A 26,906-nucleotide genomic window follows, 5' to 3' on the forward strand; every position below is an offset into this window, starting at 1 on the left:
GATGCGGCCATTAACTCTATTGAAGGTAGAGCGCCCAATAGAAAAATTATATGTAACCGCCACCCGGCTTTCATACAAGACTCTTTCTCAAACAATCTATAAGTCTATATTCATGGTTACAAGTCACTAGACTGATTGGCGCTCTTCATTAGTGCTATCGGTAATGGCATGCGGAATGGTCTGGTGTGGTTAGTCGCGAGCGTTGGTTTGCATCAGCGCCCCGACCTGTAGCGTTGCGGATTGTGTCTGGTTCTTTCCATTGCCGGACAACTTTCCTTCTTTTTCATATTCACGCTGTATGCCGTTCAAGACATCGTCCAGTTGTATTTCACTGCTTTCCCCGGCAATCGCACGTGAAACGGCAAACTGCACGGCATTGGGTGAGTACAAGGCACTTAAAAGCCTGCCAGGTGCCGTCGCCAAGGTCCGTGCGGCCATGACTGCCGCGGATTACTCCCAATTGCGGCACACAAATATCCGTCTTGGTCATATGTGATTGTCTTTGATCCCCCATACGCTAAGGTACTTCTGTATGGATTGCCCAATCGTTTGATTGAAACGTTAGGTGGGCGGATGCGGGTTTCGTACGGCAGTTTGGATTGCATGCTAGGCTGCTCCGGATGTCGCCTCGATCACCACCCGGCATATTGCGACAACGGCAAAAAATTCTGCAGGGAGGGAGAGAGATTGTCCGAACTGTCGGTTAATACAGTCGACTTTGTACGACTGAATCTTATCGGGGAGTCGCCCGCCTTCCGAGAAGCGCTGAAAGCAATCTGCCAGAGTGCCGCGTGCGACGCCACGGTTCTTTTGCAAAGCGAAACGGGGACCGGGAAGGAGCTTGCCGCTCGCGCCATTCACTACCTGGGTTCCAGGCAGGACGCTCCGTTCGTGCCGATAAACTGTGGCGCCATTCCCGAAAACCTGATCGAGAACGAGCTGTTTGGTCACGTTCGTGGTGCCTTCACCGATGCGCGGGAGTCTCGGTCGGGCGCAGTCGCCCAAGCGGAGGGCGGTACACTGTTCCTGGACGAAGTGGATGCGCTGTCTAGCCGGGCGCAGGTCGTACTTCTGCGCTTCCTTCAGGATTACGAGTATCGGCCGATCGGTGAAGCATTCGTGCGTCATGCGAATGTTCGTATCATCGCTTCCACGAATGCGGATCTTCCCGCGCTTTCCGCAGTGGGCCTGTTCAGGCCCGATCTTAACTATAGGCTCCACGTCCTCTCAGTGGAGCTCCCGCCCTTGCGCCAACGTGGCTCCGACGTTATTGCGCTCGCGGAGACCTTTGTGCGGCGCTTCAGCCATAAATACTGCAAGCCGGTTTTGCAGCTGACATCGGGCGCCATTGACTACTTTATGCGGCACGACTGGCCCGGCAACGTGCGCGAACTTGAAAATCTCATCCATCGTGCCGTGCTCACCAGCAACGGACCCTACCTCGTGCTTCCAGGGCTACCTGTACCTGCGACACCATGCATGGCACCGGCACCGGCGCTGACCATGCGCGGGTTCAACGCAGCGAAGGCGCACGCCGTTGCCGAATTTGAGCGGGCTTACTTGAGCGAACTTCTCGGGCGTGCGAATGGAAACATCAGCGAGGCCGCTCGTCTTGCCGGCAAGGAGCGCAGCCGTCTCAGCAAACTCGCCAAGAAATACGGTCTCTTGCGCTCGCAGCAGGACGACTGCATCTAACGTCTCCAGACGTCCTTCCGGGCATCTGCCTCCCTTCTTTCGATACGCATATTCGGGCTCGCCCCAGGCCGAACCCAGATGTGGCGTGTACGCCATAGCCAGGGGCGGGCCATGACAAGGCTGCATACAAACAAGAGACAAAATACCTTCCCGGCCGGTGTGGCGTGAATGCCTCAGCGGATTACCCGCAGGCGTCCTGATAACTTTCAAGTCATTGAATTTTCGGAATAATTATTGGTTGGAACAGATCCTGCTTGATACCTTCATCGTCCGAGAAGAGAACCCTGTTCGGAGGCGCCATGTGCAGTATCGAGGAGCCTGCGGTGCAAGCAATTGCCAGATTGATCGAGCAATACCTCGCAGCACATGTCGGTGCCGCCGACAGCCTGAAGGGTATTTGCATATGGTGGCTGCCGGGTGAAGAGCACGGGGCAGATCCGGAGACGGTCAAGCGTGCTTTGGACGGGCTGGTGAATGGCGGCCTGGTCGAAGAGGTTCAACTGGTGGACGGTACGACAATTTACCGACGGCGATGATTTGGTGAACAAGCCGAAGAGTAGTGCTGGGCATTGCCCCGCATGACGAAAGGAGGGTGGGCAATGCCAGTCGCGTTGAGTTACCCAGGCGTTTATGTAGAGGAAATCCCCAGTGGCGTCAGGACGATCACGGGCGTCGCGACTTCCATTACGGCGTTCCTGGGCCGGGCCATCTGTGGCTCGGTCGATGAGCCTGTGATGATTAACAGCTTCGGCGATTTCGAACGGCAGTTCGGAGGACTCGGGGTCAACTATCCCCTCAGCTATGCAGTGCGGGACTTTTATCTCAACGGTGGCAGTCAGGCAATTATCGTCAGGCTATATAAATACCCAACTCCGCCGGAAGATGCCGTCACCTCTTTCCAGTTAGACGACCTCAAACTGGTGGCCAAGAGCCCAGGTGAATGGGGTAAGAAGCTGCGAATATCGATTGATGTAGAGGTCTCCGAGGAGATGCGGACTCGCCTGGCGTTGGGCCCGACGGAGGTTTTGTTCAATCTCACTATTCGGCTCGGGAGTGTTGCCGAAAGGTTCCTTAATTTGACGGTCACCGACAACGCTCGCCGCATTGACCGTGTACTGCTGGCTGAGTCGAGTCTGTTGAATTGGAATGGGTTATGGCCCGCATCCAAGCCTGTCATGCAAAAAGTGAGCGCGGCGTGCACAGCGCTCAAGACGTTAAGGGCAGCCATCAGTGCTCAGGCTCCCGACCAGCAGGCGATCGATGATGCGAAGTTGGCTTACGAAAACGCCAGACTCGAACTCGACGACACCGTTACCAAGGCGGAGAAAGCCATAGTCGTCAAAGAGAAACTACTAGCTGATGCATTGGCAGCCGACGACCCGCCAGTGCCGGCAACAGTCACGGCAGCAGAAGATGCTCTAAAAACTGCCAAGGATAGTCTGAAGTCTGCTCAAGAACTGTTGAAAGGCTCCGAAGGCGGCAGCCTTAGCCAGGCTACTTATGAAGGGAGTAAAGACGCCAAGACCGGCCTCTACGCATTAGATAAAACCGATCTGTTTAACCTGCTTTGCATTCCGCCGGACAACCGCAATGAAGACACAAAGCCCGCTGTCTATCTAACCGCAATGGTGTACTGCAAGGAGCGCCGCGCCATGCTTATTGTCGATTCGCCTGCGGCATGGAGCAGTAACAGGAACATTGCTGCCGCCGAGGCGAAAAAGGGACTGCCCGGTCTAGGGTTGTCCGGCGAAGCAGCACGCAACGCCGCCCTCTATTTCCCGCGCGTTTGGGAGGCAGACCCGCTCCGCGATGGCCAAACCGACACCTTTGTACCGTGCGGCATCGTAGCGGGAGTGATGGCGCGCACTGATACCGCACGAGGTGTGTGGAAAGCGCCGGCCGGTCTGGATGCAGCAATCAACGGCATTCAGGGTTTTGATGCTCCCCTCAACGACGCCGAGAATGGAATGCTCAACCCCCTTGGCATCAACTGCATGCGCGCTTTTCCGGTTAATGGACGGGTTGTGTGGGGAGCCCGAACGCTGCGCGGCGCAGATCAACTCGCCGATGAATACAAATACATCCCCGTACGGCGCACTGCACTATTCATCGAAGAAAGCCTTTACCGCGGCACGCAGTGGGTCGTGTTCGAGCCGAACGACGAACCGCTATGGGCGCAGATTCGCCTTAACGTCGGCGCTTTCATGCATGGCCTGTTCAGGCAGGGTGCCTTCCAGGGGCAGACACCGCGGGAGGCTTACTTCGTCAAGTGCGACAAGGAGACGACGACGCAAAACGATATCAATCAGGGCATCGTCAACATCGTCGTGGGCTTCGCTCCGCTCAAACCAGTGGAGTTCGTCGTGATCAAGCTCCAGCAGATCGTCGGTCAAATTGAGGTTTAGGGAGGCAGCCGTGGCTCAATTCAGCGTTAATGCACACCGCTTCGATCCGTACAAAAACTTCAAATTCCGTGTGAAGTGGGACGGTCGGTTTGTTGCCGGGGTCAGTAAGGTCGGCGCACTCAAGCGCACGACGGAGGTCGTGAAGCACCGCGAGGGTGGCGACCCGAGCAGCAGCCGTAAGTCGCCTGGGCGTACCGAGTACGAGGCCATCACGCTCGAACGCGGTGTCACCCACGACAAGGCGTTCGAGCAGTGGGCCAACAAGATCTGGAACTTCGGTTCCGGGCTCGGTGCGGAGGTCTCGCTCAAGGACTTTCGCAAGGACCTCATCATTGAGGTCTACAACGAGACCGGCCAACTGGTGATCGCCTACAAGGTCTATCGTTGCTGGGTGTCGGAGTTTCATTCGCAGGCCGATCTCGACGCCAACGCTAATGCCGTGCTGATCCAGACAATCAAGCTGGAAAACGAAGGTTGGGAACGCGACTACGAAGTGCAGGAACCCGCGGAAGTAACTTTCACGGAGCCTCAATAGTTCTGAGGGCCCAACGCGATGAACGCGACGACGATCCAGCCCGCCCCGAAATTGTTGCTCGATGCCTGGGAGCGCGGCGCGACTCGGCCGTTGACCATACGCGCGCTGCTGCTGCTTCGCGAAGTGCAGCCGCACGCGGAACCCGAGACCCTCGCGCAGCTCAGCATCGGGCATCGGGATGCGCATCTGCTGTCACTTCGCGAGCTACTGTTCGGATCCCGCTTCGAATGCCTGACCCGTTGTGGTCACTGTGACGAACTCATCGAGCTGAATTTTCAGGCGGACGACATTCGGGCGGAACACGCCCAGCCAGGTCTGACGCATCACCTGGAAACGGGTGGATACAACGTCACCTTCCGCCTGCCAGACAGCACGGACCTCCTCGCGATAGAGGGAGAAATCGACCCGAAGCACGCCACGCAGGCTCTCCTCGCCAGGTGCGTCCTGGACGTGACGGGGGAGGCTGATTTACCAGCAGTAGCAGACATCAACGATGGCATGGCATACGCCATTGGCGCACGCATGAGCGAACTGGACCCGCAAGCCGAAGTCGTGCTGGAGCTTGCCTGCCCGGTCTGCCAGTGCCGCTGGCAGGTGCCGTTCGACATTGTTTCCTACCTGTGGTCGGAACTGGACGCCTGGGCCAGAAGCGTGCTGCGGGAGGTTCATGTCCTCGCGAGGGCATACGGATGGAGTGAATCGGAGATCGTCGCCTTGACGCCGCTGCGACGCCGGTTCTACCTCGACCTGATCGGAGCTTGAGAAGAGGACGATCTCATGACTAACTTCCTCGCTCATCTGGTTCAACGGACCCTCGAGCCCTCGGCCGGCGTGCAGCCGCGCCGGTCCAACCCTTTCGAACCCACTCGGTTCGAGCCGCCCCTGCCAGCCGCCGGCCCAATCGAAGCCGAGCATGCGACGGCAAGATTCGATGTTGCCGGGGAGCTGCCTGGAAAGCACAACTTCTTGCCGAACATCGAATCGCTCCGCGCGCAAGGGCGCGCAAGCGATGCGACTCCGGGCGATAGCCGGCGGCAACAAGATGCAGTGGGGGCAAACTCCACGAACGAAGCCAACGCCCGCGTGACCGATGCCGAACAGAATCCGGCCCCAAGCGATACTGCCGCCCCGACTGTTCAGACAGGGCAGGTGGGCGTGTCCCGCCAATCTCCAGGAGACGAACATGTTGTGGACGATGCAGGTCTGCCTCAGTACCGGCGCCCGAACAAAAAGACGGGGGGCACGGAGCGCGCCACCAGCGATGCCGCGCCAGGACTCGATTCCATGCCGGTGGCCGCGTCGCTATGGTCGCGCACAGCAGTCAGCCCCGCGCAGACAGCGGACTCAGTGACCCTCGAGGCGCGAGAGATAGGGGCATCCGCCCCGGTGCTTCGTAGTGACTCCAGCAGGCTGCAATCGGGCGGAGCTCAGGCACAGCCTCGCAGCTGGGAACCGGAGCACCGAACGAGTGTGCGGGCCTCGGCAGAGCACGGCTCGAATGCATCTCAACTGAAAGCATCGTCATTGATTTCCGCCAAAGGCATCTCGCCGCTGCTTCTGCCCGAACAACAAGAGCCTCATCTGGCCGAAGGGATGGCACACGCTCCCAGTGGGCAATCCGCTCCGACGGTCCATGTAACGATCGGCACCCTCGAAGTTCGTGCCATCACCGCTTCCACTGTAGGGACCCAACCCTCGAAGCGGGCTGCGCCGGCCAAGCCCTCCATGAGTCTGACGGATTACCTAGAACGGCGCAGCGGAGGACGACGATGAGCAATCACCTGGCCATCGCAACCGTGACCGCGGCGTTGGGTCAGATCGCGCATGCCGCCGCGCAAAGCGCGGTTCCCGGTGTGGGTCTGCGCTTCGGGCGGCCTACGCCGCCCAGCGGCGACGTCGACCGCAAGAAGATTCACATCTATCTGTACCAGGTCACGCCAAACGCGGCTTTGCGCAACTGCGATCTGCCTGCGCGCGACAGCGACGGTCGGCTTGCGCGCCGTCCGCAAGCGGCCCTGGACCTGCATTACTTGCTTACCTTCTATGGTGACGATCAAGCCCTGGAACCGGATCGAATGCTAGGCGCCGTCGCGCGCGACCTCCACGCCCGGCCAGCGCTCAGTGGCCAGACGATCCAGGACGCCATTGCAGGTCGAGGTGACCTTGCCGGCTCCGACCTGGCGGAGGCGTTCGAGTCGGTCAAGTTCACGCCGACTCAGTTGACCCTCGACGAGCTCTCCAAGCTGTGGTCGGTCATGGTACAGACTCCCCATGCGCTGTCCCTGGCCTATCAGGGGACGGTGGTGCTCATCGATGCCCTTGAGTCGGCAGCCGCGGCACTGCCCGTGCTCATGCGCGGCAAGGACGACCGCGGCGTCGAAACGCGAATCGGCCCGTTTCCACAGCTCGCGTCTTACTGGACCGGCGCTGTTGTTGCGGCTGAACACAAGCCTCGGCTTCCATCCTTTCCTGCCACTCAGTTGGGCACGCGGCTGATCGTCGTCGGAAGCTATCTGGGCGGCGACAGTGTGCAGCTGCGCTTCGCTCATCCTCGACTGCCTACCGTGCAAGAGGTCGAGGTTCCCAGTATCGATCGCGATGTGAACGAACTGCGCCTCACACTTGCGGACGATGCGACAGCGCAAGACAACTGGGCCGCTGGCATCTACAGCGTCATTGCAACGGTTCGTCGTAGTGGCGCAGTCCAATCGTCGAATGTGCTTCCAATGGTGCTCGCGCCGCGTGTGACCACGATCCAGCCCAACCTTGCTTTGGGCGGGGGAGGGTTGGTCACCCTGCGGGTGACATGCCGGCCGAAGGTGCTTGTCGAGCAGTCTGCGACCCTGCTGTTTGCCGATCGAGAAGTGGTAGCGCAAGCGCGCGCCATTCCAACTCAAACCCTCACTTTCGACATTGAAGACGCGCCAGCGCTGAGCAACGTGCTGGTTCGACTCAGAATAGACGGCATCGATAGCCTACCGTTCGCGTACGACGAAACCACGCGAGGTTTTGCTTTCGACGATCAGCAAAGGATCACGATCACATGAATCCGCTCGAAGCCTGGCAGTCCCGCAACAATGACTATCTGAGTGCCGCATTGGCTTGGCTTCGACTGCGCCTGGACGTCGCGGCATTGTCGGCCCATGTGCCAACTGCGCGCTCTGCGCCGAGTGCCACAGCCACCGTGGAGAAAGAGGAGACATTTATCCAGGGCTTCTTTCATCGGGCGCGCCCGATGGACGCGCAGTTGGCCCAGGAAGTGCCGCGCTTGCCGGGCCCGGACCACGAAATGGCCATGAAGGCGAGGCTTGAACTGGCCGCCCAAGAACTGGCAACCGCTAGCGCAGGCGATCCCCCGCCTGCTCTGTTGATGCTCTCCCGGCGTCTCGGTTTCTCGGATTTCGAGCGTGACATCCTGCTGCTGTGCGCCGCGATGGAACTGGACACTCGTATCAGTGCGCTATGTGCACGCGTGCACGAAGATCCGGGCCGGTCATTCCCCACGTTTGCCCTTGCCATGGCTGTGTTCGACAATCCGGCCTGGGAGACCCTTTCGCCGGAGCGCCCGCTGCGCTACTGGAGGCTGCTTGAAATCAATCAGCCTGGCGCGCAACCGCTGACTAGCAGTGCACTTCGTGCCGACGAACGCATCGTCAGCTACATCAAAGGGCTCAACTATCTCGACGACAGGCTGGCTCCACTGGTCGTCTCCATGGCGCCCGCAGGGCAGGATGACATGCCTCCGTCGCAACGAGAGGCGGTGAGGCGCATCGTCGAGCACTTGACGCTACCCTCGCGTCCCGCCGCGCAAATAGCCCTGAGCGGGCGCGATCACGAGAGCAAGCAGCTCGTGGCCCGTGCCGCGGCGTCATCGCTCGGCTTGCATCTGTATCGCCTGCCCGTGGATACCTTGCCCGCACACCCAGGTGAACTCGAAACCCTGGCCCGGTTGTGGCAGCGCGAATGCCTGCTGCTACCGCTGGCGTTGTATCTCGATGCCCACGGGGTCGGACGCTCCACCACCGCAGATAGTCCGCTCGACAAGTTCGTCCGCTTGATCTCAGGCACAGGTGGTCTCCTGTTCGTCGATTCGCGCGACGGCTTTTCGGGTTTGTTGAACAGCTCGCTGGCGTTGGAGGTGCAAAAGCCCACGCCGGCCGAACAACAGTCACTCTGGGCATCCGCACTGGGCGAAGAGGCGGTCGAGCTGCCTCAGCGGCTGGCGGGGCAGTTCAACCTCAACATGAGCGAAATCCAGTCGATCGCTGATAGCGCAGTGCCGGGCGGGGGAGCTTCCTCACGTTTCGATCTGCTGTGGCGCGGCTGTCTGGAGCGAACCCGGCCCGCGCTAGGCAAGCTGGCGCAGAGACTGGATACCAAGGCTACCTGGGAGCACATCGTGCTGCCCAACGAGGAGGCCGCGCTGCTGCGCCAGATTGCGGCTCAGGTCGACCGCCGCACCAAGGTGTACGACGACTGGGGCTTCCGCAGCCGCATGAACCGTGGCTTTGGTATCAGTGTGCTCTTCGCCGGCGACAGCGGTACCGGCAAGACCATGGCGGCCGAGGTGCTGGCAAACGCCTTGCAACTGGACCTCTATCGCATCGATCTTTCGGCCGTCGTCAGCAAGTACATCGGCGAAACCGAGAAGAACCTTCGGCAAGTGTTCGACGCCGCTGAAGATGGCGGCGCCATTCTCATCTTTGACGAAGCAGATGCGCTCTTTGGCAGGCGCAGCGAGGTCAAGGACGCTCACGACCGCTATTCGAACATCGAGATCAACTACCTCCTGCAGCGCATGGAGGCCTACTGCGGGCTGGCGATTCTGGCCACCAACATGAAGAGTGCGCTCGACGCCGCTTTCATGCGCCGCCTGCGCTTTGTCATCAATTTCCCATTCCCCGGTCCGGAAGAACGCAAGCTGATCTGGCAGAAGGCTTTTCCGCGAGGCACGCCGCTCGGCCTTCTGGATTTTGAGCGCCTTGCTCGCCTCAACCTGAGCGGTGGCAACATCCACAGCGTGGCGTTGAACGCTGCCTTCCTGGCTGCCGAGGCGGACGATGCGGTTACGATGAAACACCTGTTCGAAGCCGGGCGCATCGAATTCCGCAAGCTGGACCGGCCAATCAATGAGGCCGACCTGCGCTGGGTTGAGCCTGCGGAGGTAGCGGGATGAACGTTCATGTGCATATCGAGCGGGTGGTTCTGGACGGGGTCTCCATTCCGGTCCGGGATCATCCTGATCTGCAAGCCGCCATCGAGGCCGAGCTGACCCACCAGTTCATCGCGCACGGACTTGCGCCAGCGCTGCTGAGCGGCGCGGCGTTGCCGTATCTGACCGCCGACGTCGTCCGCATGACTTCAATGTCCTCTGCTCAGTTGGGCAGCGACATCGGCCGCGCGGCTTTTGGAGCGTTCGGCAATAGTAATGCCTCACTCACAGGAGGAGGACCTGATCATGGCTAAGGGACAAACGAAGCAGCACGACATGCTCGCTTCTTTGTATCCCGGTTCGGACGCCAGGGGAGAGGGGCCGAAGCCTGTGACGTATTACATCGCAGTGGGCAGTTTTCAGCGTTCGAGCCCATCCAACTTTCAGATTGAGCGGGCGTGAGGCATGAGATGAACACAGCATCGCGGACCTTTGTTCCCAGCGTCGATGTGACCCATGGCCATGTCACTTTGACCAGGCAGCCGGCATTGCAGCGAAAATGTGCCTGCGGCAATCACTCCCTCGGCGGCGCGGTATGCAATGAGTGCAGCAAGAAACAACAAAAGGGGCTGCAGACCAAGCTCACGATCAATGAACCGGGTGACATCTACGAACAAGAAGCGGACCGTGTTGCAGATCAGGTGATGGGGATGCCGGAGCAGGCGACCTTCGGCAGGGCGACCCCGCGCATTCAGCGACTTTCAGGAAGTTCGCCCGGATCGCTGGAAGCTGCCCCCGCGAGCGTGGACAGCGTGCTCTCGAGTTCCGGAGCACCATTGGAGCCTGCGCTGCGGCAGGACATGGAGCAGCGTTTCGGGTATGACTTTTCTGGAGTACGAACGCACACCGACGCAGCCGCAGATCGATCGGCGCGCGATGTAAATGCCTTTGCCTACACCGTAGGGAGCAACGTTGTCTTCGCTGCTGGTCAGTTCTCGCCGGCTACGCATTGGGGCAGGCGGTTGCTTGCCCATGAACTGACCCACGTATTGCAGCAGTCAGGCGGGAGTACTGGGCAAAGCATTGAGAGCGCTGACCTGTCGGCAATCTCCATGGGTATGAGCGCAAATACCCGTTTCCGTAAGGGTGTTGAGTCCCCAGTGCTGGAAGTTAATGCGGACCGCGCTGCGCAGGTAAGCCGGCCGGCTACGGTGATGCCCGCGAGAAGAGATGCTGCGTTGCAGCGCCGTGCCGCTCCCTACATCAAGAAGGTCACGGTGCATCTTGCGCCACCGCAGCATGCCGACCTGGATTGGCAGGGCATTCCGCCGTCTACCGCCAGTGGCAGCGACCACTTCACTGTCTCGACCGGCAAGGGCTACAGCGATCCTCTCGACCCTCGGGGCACCTGCCTGAGGTCGTGCTGCAGTGATGCAATGACGCAATGTGCGCCGCCTTGGAACTGGCCAGACAGGGTAGGTGCCTGCTGCACCTATTATGGCAATAACTTCTGGACCGGAGTGCCGGAGCCCGAGCACGGTCCCGGCGGCTGGAAGTACTGGACACCGATCCAACCCTGGTATTCGTCGCGCGGCATTGCACTGCACCAGCACCCAGAGGTTACCGGCCAGCCGATTGGACACGGCTGCGTGCGCATGGAAGAAGCAAATGCCAAGCGAATCCACGACTACTCGAACGGCCGGAACACCAATGTGACGATTGACGGCCGAGCCGCGCCGGTAGCTTGTGAAGCGACGCGCCGATGTGGAGCCGGTTGGGCAAGCACTGATGGCGGAGGGGCGCGCGGAGAGGCAGACAGGTTACCCGGTGATCAGGTCGTCGCTGTAGGCGAGAGTGAAGCCGTGTCGGGCCTCGAGGGAGAGCTCTCTTGAGCGCCGTTGTCCATGGTACCAGCGCGGCATTCATGTCGCCGGTGGGTGCTGCTTGGTGCAGCGGCATCAGGCGGTGGCTTGTGCGGTCCACCAAGGGTGGCCTTGGACCCGCCCAGTTATTGACGTCACACACAAAGTCCGAAAATCCTGGGACCCGTGGAGGCACTTGATGAAAGAACGGGCAGCACTGGCGCACACCACGTCACGTCAAGAGAACTCGTCACTTGTCGCAGCGGGAGCACGCCTACAGCGCAGGTGCGCTTGTGGCAACCATACGTCTGGTGCTGAATGCCAGTCGTGCCTGCCCTCCAGGCAGCACCAGGCCGGACGTGCTGCAGCGGGCGGCCAGGGGTTCGCGCCACCAATTGTCGACCAGGTGCTGTCGGGAGTAGGCCACCCACTCGATTCACCTACACTCGCCACCATGGGCTCGCGCTTCGCCCACGACTTCTCCGCCGTGAGAGTGCATATCGACTCGCGAGCAGCAGAGTCGGCGGAAGCGGTGTCGGCTTCGGCCTTCACCGTCGGGCGCGACATCGTCTTCGGTGCCGGCCACTACGAGCCCGGCACGACCGTCGGCGACAATCTGCTTGCGCATGAACTCAGCCACGTCATCCAGCAGTCGGGCGTGTCAAGGCGCCCCGGGCCGTTGCCGATTTCTGACCCGAACGGGGCAGACGAACGCGAGGCGCGCAACGCTGAACTCGGCGTCGCAGCGGCGAGTCCAACCACCCAGGGACAGCAGTCGGTCAGCCGTAAAGCGAAGGGCAAGGCAGACACCTCGCCGTCATCGCCTGCGCGCGAGGTGATTGCCATCCGTCTCGGGCATCACGAGGCGGGCGGACTCGGCCGATTCGACACCTTGCTCTATCGCGATTGCAGCATGAAGGTGCAATTGCGCATGAACTTCAACTTTACCGGTGCGTGGCCGAGCGAAGTCGACAAGCGCAGCTGGCAGCAGCGTTTCATCAGTAGTGTGCGCTCGGCTTGGAGCGAGCGCTTTGATCTTGAAGCACAGGGCGCTTGCTCTGCCGGCTGCAAGCGCGTGCAGCCTTTTGTCGAGATCTACGCACCGCACAGCTCGCCACACGTCGACGTCAACGTGAAGTACACAGATAAAGCGATCACGAGCCGAGCAGGATACGGCGTCGCGCATTTGGATAGCCTCGACCTTACCCCGGAGCGCAAGGGCAATCTGACGGACGAGCAGCGCACGCGCAAAGTCGTCGCCCCAATGACACCGGCAGTACACGAATTCGGCCACCTCATCGGCCGGGATGACCAGTACCTGGGAGGCGCATCCTGCGCTCCCGGCTATCCGCTCGCCGGGATCATGTGCTTCGGCAACGCAGTCACCGAGGCTGACTACGACCCCTTCGCAAAAGCAGCCAGCCAAATGACCGGCTGCACGTACCAGGTCGTGGCGAGGAAGATCAGCAACTTGCCGCCCCCGACGCAGTCGGACACGGCCGTCGCATAGGAGCTCACTATGGCTAAGCAGATTCGTCTCAACGGTAAGGTAGCAGGGTGTGGCGACCGTCGGATGCAGGGCAGACTCTTATGACCACCTTCCCCAACTCCCCCCGCCTCATCAAAGGCGCCCTCATCGGTATCGACCTCTACAACCCGCTCGCCAGCGTGGTGGTGTTTCAGTACAACCCCGACACCATGACACGCCGCCTGGAGCCGCGCGCAGCGGGTGGCGAAGGCGAGCAGGGGGAGGCGTATCGCCTGGCGGGGCCGCCGAAGGAGACGATCACGTTGTCGGTGGAAATCGACGCCACTGACCAACTGGAGCAGGCGCACCCACTCGCGATCGCCTCCGGCATCAGCCCCACCTTGTCGGCGCTGGAAGTGATGCTCTATCCGAAGAGTGCACTGGTCATCGCCAATCAGATCCTGACAGCCATCGGCACCATCGAGGTCCTGCCCGCCATGGGGCCGATGATCTTGTTTGTGTGGGGACCGACGCGTGTGCTGCCAGTGCGGGTGACCGGGCTGACGGTCACCGAGGAAGCCTACGACACGCTTCTCAACCCGACGCGCGCGAAGGTCGATCTGTCGCTCACCGTGCTCAGCTACAGCGACCTCAAGATCAGTTCGCCGGGGAACGCTCTGTTTTTGGTGCACCAGATCACCAAGGAAGTCATGGCCACGACCAACCTATTCAACAATGCACAGAACCTGGGCGTTGCCCTGAAGATTTGAGAGGAGGGTGTCATGGTCTTTGCTTCCAACAGTCGCTATCAGAACGTCGAGAGGCGCAAGCTCACCCTGCCGGATGGCACTGAGTACGTGTATCTGGCACGACGCTTCGTGCCCGCGCCCGAGCGCATGGCGTTGCTGCAGGAGCATCTCGTGGTTCAAGGCGACCGCATCGACAACATCGCCGCGAGCTACCTGGGCGATCCCGAACAATTCTGGCGCCTATGCGACGCCAACCGTGCAATGCGCCCGGCCGCGCTGACCGAGGCGATTGGTCTGCGCCTGAGAATCACACTGCCCGAGGGCGTGCCGGGAGCTCCCAATGTTTGACGGACTGCACCTTACGCTGCTGATCGGCTCGCTGCCGTTGCCGGTGCCGGCGCCCTTGCCGGTGGCCGAAGCCTTGCAGCGCGTGGAGGTGAACAGCTCGCGGGACCGCAGCGGTTTTCAGATCACCTTCGCCATGGGCAAGGGCTCACCGTTACAGCTTGCGTTGCTGCCGCTCGGCTTCTTCGACCCAATGATCACCCGTGTCGTGATTGTTGCCACCTTCAAGGGGATACCGAACGTCATCATGGACGGGGTAATCACGCATCAGCAGGTGCAGCCCGGCAACGAGCCGGGGCAGTCGACGCTGACCGTAACGGGTGAGGACCTCAGCGTACTGATGGACTTGATTGAGCTGCGGCGCCCCTTCGGCGGCATGTCTGAAGTGGTGCGCATCAGAATGTTGCTTGAACCCTATGCAATGTATGGCGTGGCAGCCGTGGTCATTGCACCGCCGGTGATTTCCGTCGATACCCCTACCGAGCGCTTCGATACACAGCAGGGCACCGATCGCGAATACATTCGTCAACTGGCCTCGCAAAGCGGCTATGCGTTCTATGTCGAGCCCGGACCGGTGCCTTTGCACAGCCAGGCCTACTTCGGGCCGGACATCCGCATCCCGGTCCCGCAGCCCGCGCTCAGCGTCAATGGCGATTGGGACACCAACGTGGAGTCGCTGAATTTCAGCCTCGACGGAATGGCTAAGCGCCAGGTGTTCGTCTTCACGTTCGACCCGTTGACGCGCAAGATTCCGCTGCCCATCCCGGTACCTTCAGTCAACCCGCTCCACCCGCCACTGGGCCTGCGGCCGGCGCCGCCGGCACGCATAACCTTCGAGCGCGACACCGCACACCTGAAGCCGACCGAACTGGCCAAACGCGTGTTCGGGATCATGCGCGAGAGCGCCGACGTGATCCGCGGCTCAGGGTCACTCGACGTGGCCCGCTATGGCCACATCCTGCGCGCGCGCATGCTGGTCGGCGTACGCGGCGCCGGCATTGCCTACGACGGTAACTACTACGTAGACAGCGTGACACACAATATCAAGCGCGGCGAATACAAGCAGAGCTTCCAGTTGTCGCGTGACGGCCTGCTCTCCCAGACACCGGTGGTGGTGCCATGACGACTCCTGGCGCCGGTGGTGCATTTCTCGGCAAGTACCGCGCAACGGTGCTGCAGAACATCGACCCCGACCAGCGGGGCCGGCTGCAGTTGCTGATCCCCGACGTGCTCGGGCCGATTCCTTCGACCTGGGCAGAGGCCTGCGTGCCACTGGCCGGACCGACCGGACCGCCGATGGGCGTGTACATGGTCCCCCCGGTCGGCGCGGGTGTCTGGGTGGAGTTCGAGCGGGGCGATCCCAACTACCCGGTGTGGGTCGGCTGCCGCTGGGGCGCAAAATCTGACATTCCGCCTTTGGCGAAGACTGGGAATCCGGCATCCCCCAACATTGTGATGCAGACGCTCGGTCAGCACATGGTGATGGTCAGCGATGCTCCACCCACGCCCGCCACAGGCGGCATCGTGCTCAAGAGCCTGAGTGGCGCGATGGTGGTGGTGAACGACAGCGGTATCTACATCAGCAATGGCAAGGGCGCGACCATTACGTTGGTCGGTCCGGCGGTCACGATCAACAACGGAGCGCTTGCGGTGACATAAACGCAGGGAGGTCGAAATGCCGGGATTCCTGGTGCAGGTAGGGGCTCAAGTCATGTGCGCGCATGCAGGGCAGGCCACGCCCATGGCTTCGAACCCGCGTGTCATCCTGAGTGGGGCGCCCAGCGTTTTGGCGACCACGCCCTATGTCATCGGCGGTTGTGCATTACCACCCCCGCCGGCGGCCAATGGCCCTTGTGTTACAGGGCAATGGTTGACAGGCACCGTGCGCGTGCTTTCCAACGGCCAGCCTCTGCTGGTTCAGTCCAGTACCTCCCTCTGCGCGCCGAGCGGCACACCTATGGTGATCGTCGCAACCCAGGCACGCGTGAAGGCCATGTGAGGCTGCCATGAATATCGACTTCACCTTCCACTTCGATTCGCTTGGACGAACGGCCGACACCACCGCTGAAGACCATGTGCGGGACATGATCGAACAACTGCTGTTCACCAGCCCGGGCGAGCGGGTAAACCGGCCCGATTTCGGCAGCGGGCTCTCGCAGGCAATCTTCGCGCCGAACAGTCCGGAGCTTGCAACTGCACTGGAGTACACAACCCGAGCTGCGCTGCAGCGATGGCTTGGCGACGTGATCGATGTGCAGGCCTTGAGCTTCCGGGCTGACGATGAACGCCTTCTAGTTGAACTGAGCTATTCACTGAAACGCACGGGGGGGCGTCGGAGCGAGACCTTTACCCTGGGACGCGCACCATGAAAACACAGCACCACGCGCTGCATTGCAAGGATGACAGGGCGAGACGCCAGATGGCGCGCCAGGCGCAGCTCAATGGACTCGACTATCTGGAGGTCAGCCAGGATCAGACAGTGCTGACAGTCTATTTCTTCGGCAAGGCGCCGAAGTGGACCATCAAGCCGCAGCATCTGTGTATCGACGGCGGCCAACGGGTGCGCGGCATCTGCGTCACACACGTCGACATCAATCGGAGCGGCCGCGAGGACCTTGACGACTGCATGCGGGTCACGGTTGACCGGCCAGGCGACTTTTCCCAATACAGGCTTTGTATCGTCCAACTGGATGAGGAGGGCAGGCCGACTACCCATGCGCCTGAAGACTTCGATCCTCGCTATGCGTGCCTGTGTTTCTCGTTCAAGGTGGGTTGTTCCAGCGATCTGGACTGCACGTCGACGGATTCGTGCGATGAAGAAACGCTCGATGAGCCGGCGATCGACTACCTCGCCAAGGACTACGCGAGCTTTCGCCGGTTGATCCTCGACCGGCTTTCACTCTTGATGCCTGACTGGCTGGAGCGACATGTTCCAGACTTGGGTATCACGCTCGTCGAGGTGCTGGCTTACGTCGCCGATCAATTGAGTTACTACCAGGACGCCGTGGCGACGGAAGCCTATCTGGATACTGCGCGCCAACGCATTTCGGTGCGCCGCCATGTTCGTCTGGTGGACTACCAGCTGCATGAAGGCTGTAACGCCCGCACGTGGCTGACAGTCGTGGTGTTGCAGGACGAACTGACGGTTCGGGCGCAGGACGTGTATTTCGTCACAGCGACCGACCAGACAAGCACGCGTGCATTGCGCGAAGAATCTTTACTGCAGGAGGGCGCGTCTTCCTGTCTGGTTTTCGAACCGCTCCAGTACACGGGCGATATGGACTTGGTGTTTTATCAGGCTCATAACGAAATCCACTTCTACACCTGGGGCGCCGCCGAGTGCTGCGTGCCAAAGGGCGCGACATCGGCAACGTTGGTCGACCCCGGTCAATGGCCCGATACCTCGCAGGAGCAAGCACCTGACCAATGCATCCCTGTGGATGCTCGCACAGGCAAACTGGATGCGAGCGGCCAATCCAGCACACCGGCTCTGACCCTTTTTAACCTGAGGCTCAAGCCCTGTGACGTGCTGATCTTCGAGGAGGTCAAAGGCCCACACACCGGGAATCCTGCCGACGCCGACCCTACGCGACGCCATGCCGTGCGCCTGACCAGGGTCATACAAACGCACGATCCGCTCACCCGAACGCTGCTGGTGGATGTCGAGTGGTGCGACGGTGATGCGCTGCCATTTCCTCTCTGCATCTCCTCCGTGAGCCTGCCACCGAAATGCGAACCGCTCTGCGGTGTGAGCGTGGCGCGGGGCAACGTTGTCCTGGTCGATCACGGAATGTCGCTCGAGGGCTTTTTGGGGCAGGTGCCCATTCGGACGATCACCGCTCGCTGTGAGGACGAATGCACCCCAGCAGAGGTGCAGCGGATCCCCGGCCGCTTTCACAAAAACCTGCCGCAGCCGGGGGTCACGTTTGCCACGCCGGTCCCGGAAAGCCGTTCATTGGAGGGTAATTGTGTCGAGGGCTGCGGGCCGTTGGCCGCATCCAGGTTGTTGCGCCAGGATCCGCGCGTGGCAATGCCGCAGGTTTCGCTGCGCAGCATTGTCCCCGCGCCTGACGGGGAGCCTGCCTGTGCCCCGTCCGATGCCGAAGATCCGACTGCATTGGCGACGTCGATTGTCGAAGCTGGACCAGATGCCTCGCAGCCTGCCGCCTGGCTTCGCAGCCAATTGGAACCCGAACTGCTGAACGCTCTTTCCGAGTGGGCGGCGCAGAAACCCTTGCCCCCCTTGCCCGAATCTCTGCGAGATCAGTTGCAGGGCTTTTTGCGTAATCTGATGCAGGACTGGGCACCTCGTCAGGACTTGCTGGCAAGCGATGCAGACGATCGCCATTTCGTGGTCGAAGTGGATGACGAGGGGCGGGCGCATTTGCGATTTGGCGATGGTGATTGCGGTCACCTGCTTGACGCGGGTGATTCCATTCATGCGCGTTACCGCGTCGGTAACGGCCCCGTTGGCAACGTCGGCGCGGAAGCAGTGAAGCGCATCGTCTTTCGCAACAACTTTCCGAGCGGCGTCGACCTTGCAGTTCGCAACCCCCTGCCGGCCATTGGCGGTACGGCGGCCGAACCGGTTGCAGAGGCGAAGCTGCGAGCGCCTTACGCGTTCCGGATGCAACTCGAACGGGCCATCACACCAGCCGACTACGCAGCCATCGTCATGCGCGACTTTCCCTTCAAGGTCCAGCGGGCCGCGGCCGAGTTTCATTGGGATGGAGCCCATACGAGTGTTACGGTCGCAGTGGATGCGGCAGGGCAGGCGGAGCCCGACGAAGAACTGCTTCACCACATCGAACGGCATCTGCAGCGCTATCGTCGGATCGGCCATGACCTGGAGGTCGCCGCCGCCCGGCAGGTTCCCTTGGACCTGGCGCTAACGGTGTGTGTGAAGTCGGGTTATCTGCGAGGCCATGTCGAGACCGCCGTTCTGGACGCCCTGAGCGACCGGGTGCTGCACGGTGGCCGCCGCGGGCTTTTCCATCCCGACGAGCTGAGCTTCGGAGAAGGTATTTATCTGAGTCGCATCGTCGCGACGGTGCAGGCACTCGAAGGCGTGGAGAGTGTCGTGGTCACGAAGCTTGAGCGCTTGCACGACGGGCCGGGCGGAGCACTGGACTCCGGGGTATTGACGCTTGCTGGGATGGAGGTGGCCCGTCTCGATAACAATCCCGATTTCCCCGAACACGGCAGATTGAAGCTGCGCATGGAGGGTGGGCGATGAACACTAGATTTCCTTGCGGTTGTGGTCCGGCTTGCTGTGGTTGTTGTGCAGGCGTCGAGCCGCTGACACCCCAGCCGACTGCCAATCGCCCAGGTTTGAGTGCGCTTGCCTACCGCATCGGTATGCACGGGGCCTTCTTTGAGACAATGCGGGCGCGCCTGACGACGCATTACCTGGTTGATGAAAAAGGTACACGCGTTCGCCCGTTAGCGGATCTACGCACACACGACAGAAACGACCCCTCGCTCGCTTTGCTGGACGCATGGGCTACCGTGGCGGACGTGCTCACCTTCTATCAGGAACGCATTGCCAATGAAGGCTATCTGCGCACGGCTACCGAGCAGCGCTCGGTACAGGAGCTGGCGCGGCTCGTCGGCTATGCGCCGCGCCCCGGTGTAGCGGCAAGCACCTTCCTGGCCTACACAATCGACGAACACACCACGCAAGACGTGATCATCGCAAAGGGCTCGCGTGCGCAGAGTGTACCGGGCCCGGGCGAGCTGCCCCAGGGCTTCGAAACCAGCGAGGATCTGCTGGCCCGCGCAGCGTGGAATCAGCTCAATCCGCGTACAACGCAACCACAGCGGTTCGATACGGTGATGGAGGAGGGCGCCATCTATCTGAAGGGTGTTTCCACCCTGTTGAAGCCAGGTGACCCGCTGCTGATCGTTGACCAGGGGCCAGGGCGGGCAGCGGACAAGGAGCCAGACAGGGAGTTGCTGCGGATCACCAGCGTGGATGTTGAGCCCGAAGAAGATCGAACCCGGATCAGCGTAGTGAGGTGGATTCCAGATAAAACTGACCAAGACTTCCTTCAATCGCAGGTCAATGACTTGGTCGAGACGCTCAAACGCGCACCAATACGCAGCGCTGCTGCGGAGCGGGCAACTGATCTAATAAAGTTCCGGGCCAGAGCTGACACGTCGCTCCAGGCGTTCGTTCAAGCGGTGCGGGTCGCTGTGGCCAGTATGGCAGATCAACGCCGGCGTCCTGCTAAGACAGTAAGTGCCTGGCTGAGCGATCTGAAGTCCGCTCTCGAGGATATTGCCGTGGTCAGGGCTGATGCAACGGACCTGGCGAGGGAATCGGCGTTAGAGCCTGACGCCAAGGCTAACGTGTTTGGCGTGGCCGTCGCCTCATTGACGAAGCAACCTTCCCGACCGCTGAGCAATGCGTTGCAGCTACAGCTTTCTGTTAAGTCCGGGTTTGGAAAGAGCGGCGACGCAGGCCTGCAACTCATGGGGGCTGTGTCGCCGAACCTGCGGGATGCGATCGGACCGGTGCTGACCGGAACCGTCAAGGCCCCGGAGGCGGGACTCGAAGTCTACGCGTTCAGGGTGCGAAGCGGCGTGTTTGGCAGGCAGGCGCCGAAGCAGCAGGCCGTTGTGACCTCACCTTTTCCTGTGAGCGACGAGGAGCGCGCATCGAAGACTACAACGGAGGTCATCGGTGAGTGGCCAATCATCGAGCTTGAGCATAATGAGGATCGAAAGCCACGATGGAATATCAAGGCGGTACATGAGTCAGCCAAGCTAATCCATCTGGAAACGAGCTACGAGTCGATTCTGCCGGGTTCATGGATCATTATCGATTCGTCCGCTGTTCCTGTCTTCAAGGACGAAGAAGTCATGGTGCGGCCCGCTGACGGCAACATCGCGAAGCGTCTCCTGGTTGCAAGAGTTGCCACGGCACAGGCCAAGGTTACTCGTGCAGAGTACGGCGTCACCGGTGAAACCACGCGTATCGAATCTGGCGATCAATGGCTTGCGTTCAACTCCCCTATAGTCGAGAAAAACGGGGAGTTCCTGTTCGATGGGAACAGGGAGCCTGCACAGGATAAGGCCATGATCGACCGCGACTTCCAGGTCCTTCGATCGACAACTGTATTTGCCCAGAGCGAAAGGCTCGAACTTGCCGAGGTGCCGATCAATGAGGCGTTGTGCGAAGGCTGCAAGCAACCGATCGAACTGGATCGCCTTTACCAGGATCTTCAACCTGGCCGCTTAGTCGTGCTCAGCGGGAAACGCCACGGGCTGGGCGAGGGAACGGTAGTGACAGCGACGGAACCGCTGATGATCAGCAAAGTGGTGCATGATCTTCGGGCGATTGGCAAAGGGAAGGCTTCGCCCTCGCTTGAAAGTCGATCCTCTCCTATGCCTGGAGACCGCATCCACACCTTCGTGTATTTCGACAAGCCGCTGAGTTACTGCTACTGGCGCGACACGGTAAGGATTTACGGCAATGTCGTGAAGGCCACCCACGGCGAGACGCGTAATGAATCCCTGGGCAGTGGGGATGGCTCAATGACGCTGCAAAACTTCGTGCTCAAGCAACCACCTTTGACGCATCTGGCGGCCCCGACCGCGGTCGGGGCGCAAAGCACCCTGCAAGTTTTCGTGAATGATCTGCGCTGGCGCGAGGAAACGACTTTCGTCGACAGAGCCCCCACCGATTGCATCTTCGTCACCAGTACGGACGTTGACGGCAAGACCTCGGTGCTGTTCGGCAATGGCCGCGAAGGGGCGCGCCTGCCAACCGGCATCGAGAACGTGACGGCCGTCTATCGCTACGGTACCGGCAAGCCCGGCAACGTGGGCAGTGGACAGATCACGACTCTGGTGTCACGGCCTCTGGGTGTGAAAGAGGTCACCAACCCCCTGCGTGCGTCGGGGGGCGCAGACCGTGACAGCCGGGACCAGACGAGGTGCCGCGCGCCCATCGCGGTAGTGGCGCTTGACAGGCTGGTTTCCACGAGTGATTACGCCGATTTCGCCCGGACTTTCGCCGGCATTGCCAAGGCGGATGCGGTTGAGATCAGCGATGGGCGACGAAACGTTGTCCATCTGACAATTGCCGGCTGCGAGGATATTCCCATTGATAGTGATTCGGAGCTCTTCATCAACCTGCGCCGTGCGCTGCGCGATCTGGGCGATCCTTTTCAACCGATCGAATTGGTTCTGCGGGAGTTGCTGGTCCTGGTTGTCGAAGCACGAATCCGCATTCTGTCCGACTATCAGTGGGAGCCGGTGGTTACCCAGGTACGGGCTCGATTGCTCGAGACGTTCAGTTTCGAACGCCGCGAGCTTGCCCAGGATGTCACGCGTAGCGAAGTTCTCAGCGCAATTCAGTCGGTGCGAGGGGTGGCCTATGTGGACCTTGACTGCTTTGGCGCGATCCCGACGACGATTGCCGACGCCGATGCGCAGGACGGGCACCGGCCGATGACGCCATCCGAGACGGCCGACGCTGTGGCGAAGCTGGTTCTCAGCGACCGCGTCTCTGCGAACGCTGCGCGCCGGGATGGCGATTCAATTATGCCCGCGCAGATTGCGATCCTCCTTCCCGATGTTCCTGCAACCCTTGTCCTCAACCAACTCAAGTGAGGGAGCCATGCAAAGGGACCGGATATTCAGCGACCGCTCGACCACCGACGCGACCAGGCTCGATCGCCTGTATGAGCTCCTGCCCGCTCTGCACCGAATTCGCGATTGCGAACGCGGCCAGCCGCTACGCGCGTTGCTGCAGGTCATTGCGGAACAAGTGAATCTTCTCGAAGACGACATCGAGCGCCTGTACGAGAACTGGTTCATCGAGACATGCGATGACTGGGTCGTGCCCTACCTGGCTGACCTATTGAGGCATCAACCCGTGCGTGAGGCGGGTGAACCCCGTGGCGTGACGATGCCGGCGGATCGCCTGCGCAACCGAATCCTGGTGCCACGGCGTGAGGTCGCCAACACCATCCGCAACCGTCGGCGCAAGGGGACCCTGGCGTTGCTGGAGTTGCTCTCGCGGGACGTTTCCGGCTGGCCAGCGCGGGCTATCGAGTTCCGCAATCTGTTAGTGCAGGCTGTAGCGCTGGATCGGTTGCATCTGGGCCGAGGGCGACTTGCGGATCTGCGCAAAACAGGTGGGTTGGATCGAATCGGCACCCCCTTCGACACAATGGCCCATACCATCGACTTGCGACGCATCAACTCGCGGCACGCTCCGGGTCGATACAACCTCCCGGCGGTGGGCCTGTTCGTCTGGCGGCTCAAGGCTTATTCCGTAACCTATGCGCCTGCGTATTGCATGGAGGAGGTCGGGCCGCATTGCTACACCTTCAGTGTCCTGGGCAGCGATACGCCCTTGTTCAATCGCCCCTATGACGAGTGCGATCCATTCGCCATCGCGGGAGAACTGAATGTTCCGGCGCCGATCGACCGCCGGGTGTTTTCCGCGCCCGGTGTTGAGGCTGGCACGACCATCGCTTGCAAGGCTTACTACGGGCTCGCCGAGCATTTTTCTGCAAACCCGCGCGTTGCCCAGAGCATCGCAATCTGGGCTGAAGACTGGCCGGGCAGGGAAGGCGCACGCGAGGTGCCTATCGCGGCGACTCAAGTCATTCCAGCCGATCTGAGCGGGTGGGCTTACGTCCCGGAGAAGGGACAGGTCGCCGTCGATCCCCAATTGGGGCGCATGGTCTTTCCGCCCGGACAGTTGCCCAAGCGAAATGTCCGGGTCTCTTATCACTATGGCTTCAGTGCCGACATCGGGGGCGGAGAATACGAGCGCCCCCTATTGCAGCCGGAGTGCGCGGAGATCATCCGGGTCATCGGCAAGGACCAACTGGATGCAGCGCTGGCGCGTTGGCGTGGCCAGATCGCGGAAGATGGCCGAGAGATCCCCCATGCTGAGCAACCCAAGACGGCCGTGATAGAGATCGGTGACAGCGGTGTCTATGTGCTGCCTATCCGCATCGTTCTTGGGGCAGGTCACAGTTTGCAACTGCGCGCGGCCCAAGCCAAACGACCGGTGCTGCGCCTGCTCGACTGGCAGACCGACCTGCCGGACAACCTGACCGTGATCGGGCCGAAGCATGGTAACAATGGAAAAGGTGAGGGCGAGGCCGAAAAGGCCGAGCATGTATCAAACCGATTCGCGCTGGACGGTGTGATGGTGGCCGGGCGTGGGGTGCAGATCGAAGGCGACCTGACGTCCTTTACAGTGCGCCATTCAACGCTGGTGCCTGGCTGGTCCCTGAAGCCTGATTGCGACCCCCTACGTCCATCCGAGCCCAGCATCGAACTGATCGATAGTGGCGCCTGCGTGGTGATCGAGCACAGTATCGTGGGCTCCATCCAGGTCAACAATGACGAAGTCAAGGCCGACCCCGTACGTATCCGCGTGAGTGACAGCATCGTCGATGCGACCGGTACCGATTGTGAACGCCCCGAATGCGAGGCCATCGGCGCCATTGGTGCAAGGCGTGCCCACGCTGTGCTGCGGGTCGAACGCAGCACTCTGATCGGCACCGTTATGGCTCATGCGATTGAACATGCCGAGAACAGCATCTTCCTAGGCCGCGTGACTGTGGCCCGCAGTCAGTTCGGCTGCATGCGTTTCTGTTATGTGCAGCCGGGTTCCCGTACGCCCAAGCGCTTCAACTGCCAGCCAGATGGGGCTCTGCGCATACTGCAGGAGCGTCTCGGCCCGGACACAGCCTCTTCTCAGGCGCAAGCCTTGCAACAGGAGCTTGACGAGCGCCGGCGCGTGCGACCGGTGTTTAACAGTACGCGCTACGGTACACCGGCCTACTGCCAGCTGGCGGCAAACTGTGCGCCGGAGATCTTGCGGGGTGCTGACGACGAATCGGAAATGGGCGTCTTCCACGATCTGTTCCAGCCACAACGAACGGCCAACCTGCTCGCGCGACTCGATGAGTTCGTACCCGCAGCGGCTGATGCAGGCATTATCTTTTCCACCTGAGGGACAAACCATGAAAGGGGATTTTTCCAGGGACTCGTTTGACCCTATCCGGCATTTCAGCCGTGTCCTGATGCAGCAGGGCCGCGTTCAACTGGATGCCGACTGGAACGAGCAACAGTCCATTGTGCTGCACTTCCTGAGAACGCTCGCCAGGGACCTGATCGGGCCGCATGGAGGGGCAAAAAAGTCGTTCGAGGTTGCAAGACTTGATCCCAGTAATTTCAGCATTGCAAGTGGTACCTATTATGTTGATGGCTGGCTCTGCGAGAACGATGTCGACGTTACCTTTACCAAGGGGAACGGAACCCAGCCCCGACAGCCTCACTATGAGCCAGCCGGGCCCAACTCCATGGAAAATGGCAAGGGATATCTGGCATATCTCGACGTGTGGGAACGCCACCTCAGCGACGTGGAGGATCCTTCATTACGGGAGGTCGCGCTCAATGGTGCACAAACAGCATCGCGTGCGCAGGTGGTATGGCAAGTAAAGGTGATTGAACTGGAGGAAACGGACCTTCCTCCGAAAGGCGGCACTGACGAGGGTTGGCAGGGTTGGTTTAGCCGCAATCTGTATGATGGACCACGGGGGCTCCTTTCAACCAAGACTGCCCATGACACCGAGTCGGTCGACAAAAGACCTTGCGTCGTTGCTTCCGATTCCCGCTATCGCGGTGTCGAGAATCAGCTCTATCGTGTCGAAATCCATAGCGGTGGAAAGGCCGGCGAAGGGGGCACATTCAAATGGTCACGCGAGAACGGCTCGGTCGCTTTCACGGTCCACGAAATCAAGGGAAACGTCGTCAAGTTGTCGCAGTGGTGGCGTGATGAGCGACTGGGCCTGAAACAAGATGACTTGGTCGAAATTCTGGACGACACCAGGGCGCTTCACTTCGATGACAACACGAGCGAGCCATTGCGACGCGTGACTTCTGTTGACCAGGATGCGATGACCATAACGCTGGATGAGCCACCTGTCCTCTTATCCGCGATTGCGGATCGGCACCCAATCATTCGCCGTTGGGACCATGGCGCTACGAGCGAAACAGAACTGAACACCATTGCACTCATGGAAGGTGTGCCTATCGCGCTGGAGGATGGGATCAGTATCACTTTTGAAAAGGAAGTAGAGGGGAGGCATCCTCATTATCGTACCGGTGACTACTGGCTCATTCCCGCCAGGACTGCGCTCGGGGATACGCTCTGGCCAAGATTGAAGGTGGGTGAGGGCGGTACAGTGGGTGGCCCGAAGCCCCTGCCGCCGCACGGAATCGAGCATCACTACGCGCCACTGGCGACGATACCAATAACTGGTGACGTCACGAACTTGCGGGTTGAAATCGGTAAGTGAAGGGGTAACCTGGCTGCCCAAGGTCTGAGTCGAACTTCAAGTGCGGATGCTTTCATAAGCGGGTACTCAAATACGGCGGCACACTTCACCTTCTTGAAGCAAGCACTCCTGGAAGTGCAGAACAAGGGGAATGGGACATGTGCTATGTTGAGGAGTTTCGGGAGGAGCTGCTTGACCGAATAAAGGCCGGACAGGATATTCCCACTTTAAGGCACGAACTGTTCACTCAAGTGCAATAAAACGGCTGAGGCCATCATTAGCTCGGTGCATAAGTCGAAGCTGAGCCTGATAAAAAATAAATTAACGAAGTAGCTGCTCAGGCTAATAGCTATTGAGCACTCGCAAGCATCTTCGTCGTGC

21 protein-coding genes are annotated in these 26,906 nt (G+C 60.5%); 20 read left to right on the top strand and 1 reads right to left on the bottom strand.

The annotated features are described in order from the left end of the window. Positions 1 to 189 precede the first annotated feature (189 nt). Positions 190 to 438 (bottom strand): hypothetical protein, encoded by a 249-nt coding sequence (locus tag AC3WWR_RS12725; RefSeq protein ID WP_492598743.1) that lies wholly within the window; start codon positions 436 to 438, stop codon positions 190 to 192. Between the two features lie 249 nt (positions 439 to 687). Here AC3WWR_RS12725 and AC3WWR_RS12730 point away from each other — a divergent pair, with 249 nt between their 5' ends. The 20 genes from AC3WWR_RS12730 to AC3WWR_RS12825 all read left to right on the top strand — a co-directional run bounded on the left by AC3WWR_RS12730 (position 688) and on the right by AC3WWR_RS12825 (position 26,546). Continuing rightward, a complete protein-coding gene (locus AC3WWR_RS12730; protein ID WP_492598744.1) occupies positions 688 to 1,695 on the top strand; it encodes a sigma-54 interaction domain-containing protein in 1,008 nt (335 codons plus the stop codon). Between the two features lie 299 nt (positions 1,696 to 1,994). Next, positions 1,995 to 2,231 carry a hypothetical protein gene (locus tag AC3WWR_RS12735; protein WP_492598745.1) on the top strand — a complete coding sequence of 79 codons (237 nt, stop codon included), beginning with the start codon at positions 1,995 to 1,997 and terminating at the stop codon, positions 2,229 to 2,231. A gap of 63 nt (positions 2,232 to 2,294) precedes the next feature. Beyond that, positions 2,295 to 4,100, top strand: coding sequence for a phage tail sheath family protein (locus AC3WWR_RS12740; protein ID WP_492598746.1), 1,806 nt, complete (start codon positions 2,295 to 2,297; stop codon positions 4,098 to 4,100). A 10-nt stretch (positions 4,101 to 4,110) separates the two neighbouring features. Next, positions 4,111 to 4,635 (top strand): phage tail protein, encoded by a 525-nt coding sequence (locus tag AC3WWR_RS12745; RefSeq protein WP_492598747.1) that lies wholly within the window; start codon positions 4,111 to 4,113, stop codon positions 4,633 to 4,635. An 18-nt stretch (positions 4,636 to 4,653) separates the two neighbouring features. Further along, entirely contained in the window at positions 4,654 to 5,397 is a 744-nt protein-coding gene (locus AC3WWR_RS12750; protein ID WP_492598748.1) for a T4 family baseplate hub assembly chaperone, read from the top strand. Positions 5,398 to 5,412: 15 nt separating this feature from the next. Further along, on the top strand, positions 5,413 to 6,408 hold the full coding sequence (locus tag AC3WWR_RS12755; protein WP_492598749.1) for a hypothetical protein: 996 nt from the start codon (positions 5,413 to 5,415) through the stop codon (positions 6,406 to 6,408). Then, complete coding sequence (locus AC3WWR_RS12760) at positions 6,405 to 7,682, top strand: Pvc16 family protein (protein WP_492598750.1); 1,278 nt, start codon at positions 6,405 to 6,407, stop codon at positions 7,680 to 7,682. Before AC3WWR_RS12755 ends, AC3WWR_RS12760 begins: the two co-directional genes overlap by 4 nt. Continuing rightward, positions 7,679 to 9,811 (top strand): ATP-binding protein, encoded by a 2,133-nt coding sequence (locus AC3WWR_RS12765; protein ID WP_492598751.1) that lies wholly within the window; start codon positions 7,679 to 7,681, stop codon positions 9,809 to 9,811. Before AC3WWR_RS12760 ends, AC3WWR_RS12765 begins: the two co-directional genes overlap by 4 nt. Then, on the top strand, positions 9,808 to 10,101 hold the full coding sequence (locus AC3WWR_RS12770) for a hypothetical protein (RefSeq protein WP_492598752.1): 294 nt from the start codon (positions 9,808 to 9,810) through the stop codon (positions 10,099 to 10,101). Before AC3WWR_RS12765 ends, AC3WWR_RS12770 begins: the two co-directional genes overlap by 4 nt. 156 nt (positions 10,102 to 10,257) lie before the next feature. Continuing rightward, positions 10,258 to 11,679: an eCIS core domain-containing protein gene (locus AC3WWR_RS12775; protein ID WP_492598753.1), complete on the top strand. Its 1,422-nt coding sequence runs from the start codon at positions 10,258 to 10,260 to the stop codon at positions 11,677 to 11,679. Between the two features lie 169 nt (positions 11,680 to 11,848). Next, positions 11,849 to 13,159: an eCIS core domain-containing protein gene (locus tag AC3WWR_RS12780; protein WP_492598754.1), complete on the top strand. Its 1,311-nt coding sequence runs from the start codon at positions 11,849 to 11,851 to the stop codon at positions 13,157 to 13,159. Positions 13,160 to 13,239: 80 nt separating this feature from the next. Further along, a complete protein-coding gene (locus AC3WWR_RS12785) occupies positions 13,240 to 13,887 on the top strand; it encodes a hypothetical protein (protein ID WP_492598755.1) in 648 nt (215 codons plus the stop codon). A gap of 12 nt (positions 13,888 to 13,899) precedes the next feature. Further along, the gene (locus tag AC3WWR_RS12790) at positions 13,900 to 14,214 is read left to right on the top strand and encodes a hypothetical protein (protein ID WP_492598756.1); all 315 of its coding nucleotides are present in this window, start codon (positions 13,900 to 13,902) and stop codon (positions 14,212 to 14,214) included. Continuing rightward, the gene (locus AC3WWR_RS12795) at positions 14,207 to 15,334 is read left to right on the top strand and encodes a hypothetical protein (RefSeq protein WP_492598757.1); all 1,128 of its coding nucleotides are present in this window, start codon (positions 14,207 to 14,209) and stop codon (positions 15,332 to 15,334) included. Before AC3WWR_RS12790 ends, AC3WWR_RS12795 begins: the two co-directional genes overlap by 8 nt. Next, entirely contained in the window at positions 15,331 to 15,870 is a 540-nt protein-coding gene (locus tag AC3WWR_RS12800) for a phage baseplate assembly protein V (RefSeq protein ID WP_492598758.1), read from the top strand. The genes AC3WWR_RS12795 and AC3WWR_RS12800 overlap by 4 nt, the downstream gene beginning before the upstream one ends. A 347-nt stretch (positions 15,871 to 16,217) precedes the next feature. Continuing rightward, positions 16,218 to 16,580 (top strand): GPW/gp25 family protein, encoded by a 363-nt coding sequence (locus AC3WWR_RS12805; protein WP_492598759.1) that lies wholly within the window; start codon positions 16,218 to 16,220, stop codon positions 16,578 to 16,580. Next, the gene (locus AC3WWR_RS12810) at positions 16,577 to 19,447 is read left to right on the top strand and encodes a putative baseplate assembly protein (RefSeq protein ID WP_492598760.1); all 2,871 of its coding nucleotides are present in this window, start codon (positions 16,577 to 16,579) and stop codon (positions 19,445 to 19,447) included. Before AC3WWR_RS12805 ends, AC3WWR_RS12810 begins: the two co-directional genes overlap by 4 nt. After that, the gene (locus tag AC3WWR_RS12815; RefSeq protein ID WP_492598761.1) at positions 19,444 to 22,830 is read left to right on the top strand and encodes a putative baseplate assembly protein; all 3,387 of its coding nucleotides are present in this window, start codon (positions 19,444 to 19,446) and stop codon (positions 22,828 to 22,830) included. Before AC3WWR_RS12810 ends, AC3WWR_RS12815 begins: the two co-directional genes overlap by 4 nt. 7 nt (positions 22,831 to 22,837) lie before the next feature. Then, positions 22,838 to 25,198 carry a hypothetical protein gene (locus AC3WWR_RS12820; protein WP_492598762.1) on the top strand — a complete coding sequence of 787 codons (2,361 nt, stop codon included), beginning with the start codon at positions 22,838 to 22,840 and terminating at the stop codon, positions 25,196 to 25,198. 10 nt (positions 25,199 to 25,208) lie between these two features. Beyond that, a complete protein-coding gene (locus tag AC3WWR_RS12825) occupies positions 25,209 to 26,546 on the top strand; it encodes a DUF6519 domain-containing protein (protein ID WP_492598763.1) in 1,338 nt (445 codons plus the stop codon). Positions 26,547 to 26,906 lie beyond the last annotated feature (360 nt).

Source organism: Pseudomonas sp. EB271-G4-1 (assembly GCF_058791355.1).

Bases quoted from the DNA above. Each gene is read 5' to 3' on its own strand.
- AC3WWR_RS12820 (WP_492598762.1), top strand. From the start codon at position 22,838: ATGCAAAGGGACCGGATATTCAGCGACCGCTCGACCACCGACGCGACC.
- AC3WWR_RS12760 (WP_492598750.1), top strand. From the start codon at position 6,405: ATGAGCAATCACCTGGCCATCGCAACCGTGACCGCGGCGTTGGGTCAG.
- AC3WWR_RS12810 (WP_492598760.1), top strand. From the start codon at position 16,577: ATGAAAACACAGCACCACGCGCTGCATTGCAAGGATGACAGGGCGAGA.
- AC3WWR_RS12785 (WP_492598755.1), top strand. From the start codon at position 13,240: ATGACCACCTTCCCCAACTCCCCCCGCCTCATCAAAGGCGCCCTCATC.
- AC3WWR_RS12825 (WP_492598763.1), top strand. From the start codon at position 25,209: ATGAAAGGGGATTTTTCCAGGGACTCGTTTGACCCTATCCGGCATTTC.
- AC3WWR_RS12790 (WP_492598756.1), top strand. From the start codon at position 13,900: ATGGTCTTTGCTTCCAACAGTCGCTATCAGAACGTCGAGAGGCGCAAG.
- AC3WWR_RS12770 (WP_492598752.1), top strand. From the start codon at position 9,808: ATGAACGTTCATGTGCATATCGAGCGGGTGGTTCTGGACGGGGTCTCC.
- AC3WWR_RS12750 (WP_492598748.1), top strand. From the start codon at position 4,654: ATGAACGCGACGACGATCCAGCCCGCCCCGAAATTGTTGCTCGATGCC.
- AC3WWR_RS12775 (WP_492598753.1), top strand. From the start codon at position 10,258: ATGAACACAGCATCGCGGACCTTTGTTCCCAGCGTCGATGTGACCCAT.
- AC3WWR_RS12765 (WP_492598751.1), top strand. From the start codon at position 7,679: ATGAATCCGCTCGAAGCCTGGCAGTCCCGCAACAATGACTATCTGAGT.
- AC3WWR_RS12735 (WP_492598745.1), top strand. From the start codon at position 1,995: ATGTGCAGTATCGAGGAGCCTGCGGTGCAAGCAATTGCCAGATTGATC.
- AC3WWR_RS12740 (WP_492598746.1), top strand. From the start codon at position 2,295: ATGCCAGTCGCGTTGAGTTACCCAGGCGTTTATGTAGAGGAAATCCCC.
- AC3WWR_RS12795 (WP_492598757.1), top strand. From the start codon at position 14,207: ATGTTTGACGGACTGCACCTTACGCTGCTGATCGGCTCGCTGCCGTTG.
- AC3WWR_RS12780 (WP_492598754.1), top strand. From the start codon at position 11,849: ATGAAAGAACGGGCAGCACTGGCGCACACCACGTCACGTCAAGAGAAC.
- AC3WWR_RS12725 (WP_492598743.1), bottom strand. From the start codon at position 438: ATGGCCGCACGGACCTTGGCGACGGCACCTGGCAGGCTTTTAAGTGCC.
- AC3WWR_RS12815 (WP_492598761.1), top strand. From the start codon at position 19,444: ATGAACACTAGATTTCCTTGCGGTTGTGGTCCGGCTTGCTGTGGTTGT.
- AC3WWR_RS12755 (WP_492598749.1), top strand. From the start codon at position 5,413: ATGACTAACTTCCTCGCTCATCTGGTTCAACGGACCCTCGAGCCCTCG.
- AC3WWR_RS12800 (WP_492598758.1), top strand. From the start codon at position 15,331: ATGACGACTCCTGGCGCCGGTGGTGCATTTCTCGGCAAGTACCGCGCA.
- AC3WWR_RS12805 (WP_492598759.1), top strand. From the start codon at position 16,218: ATGAATATCGACTTCACCTTCCACTTCGATTCGCTTGGACGAACGGCC.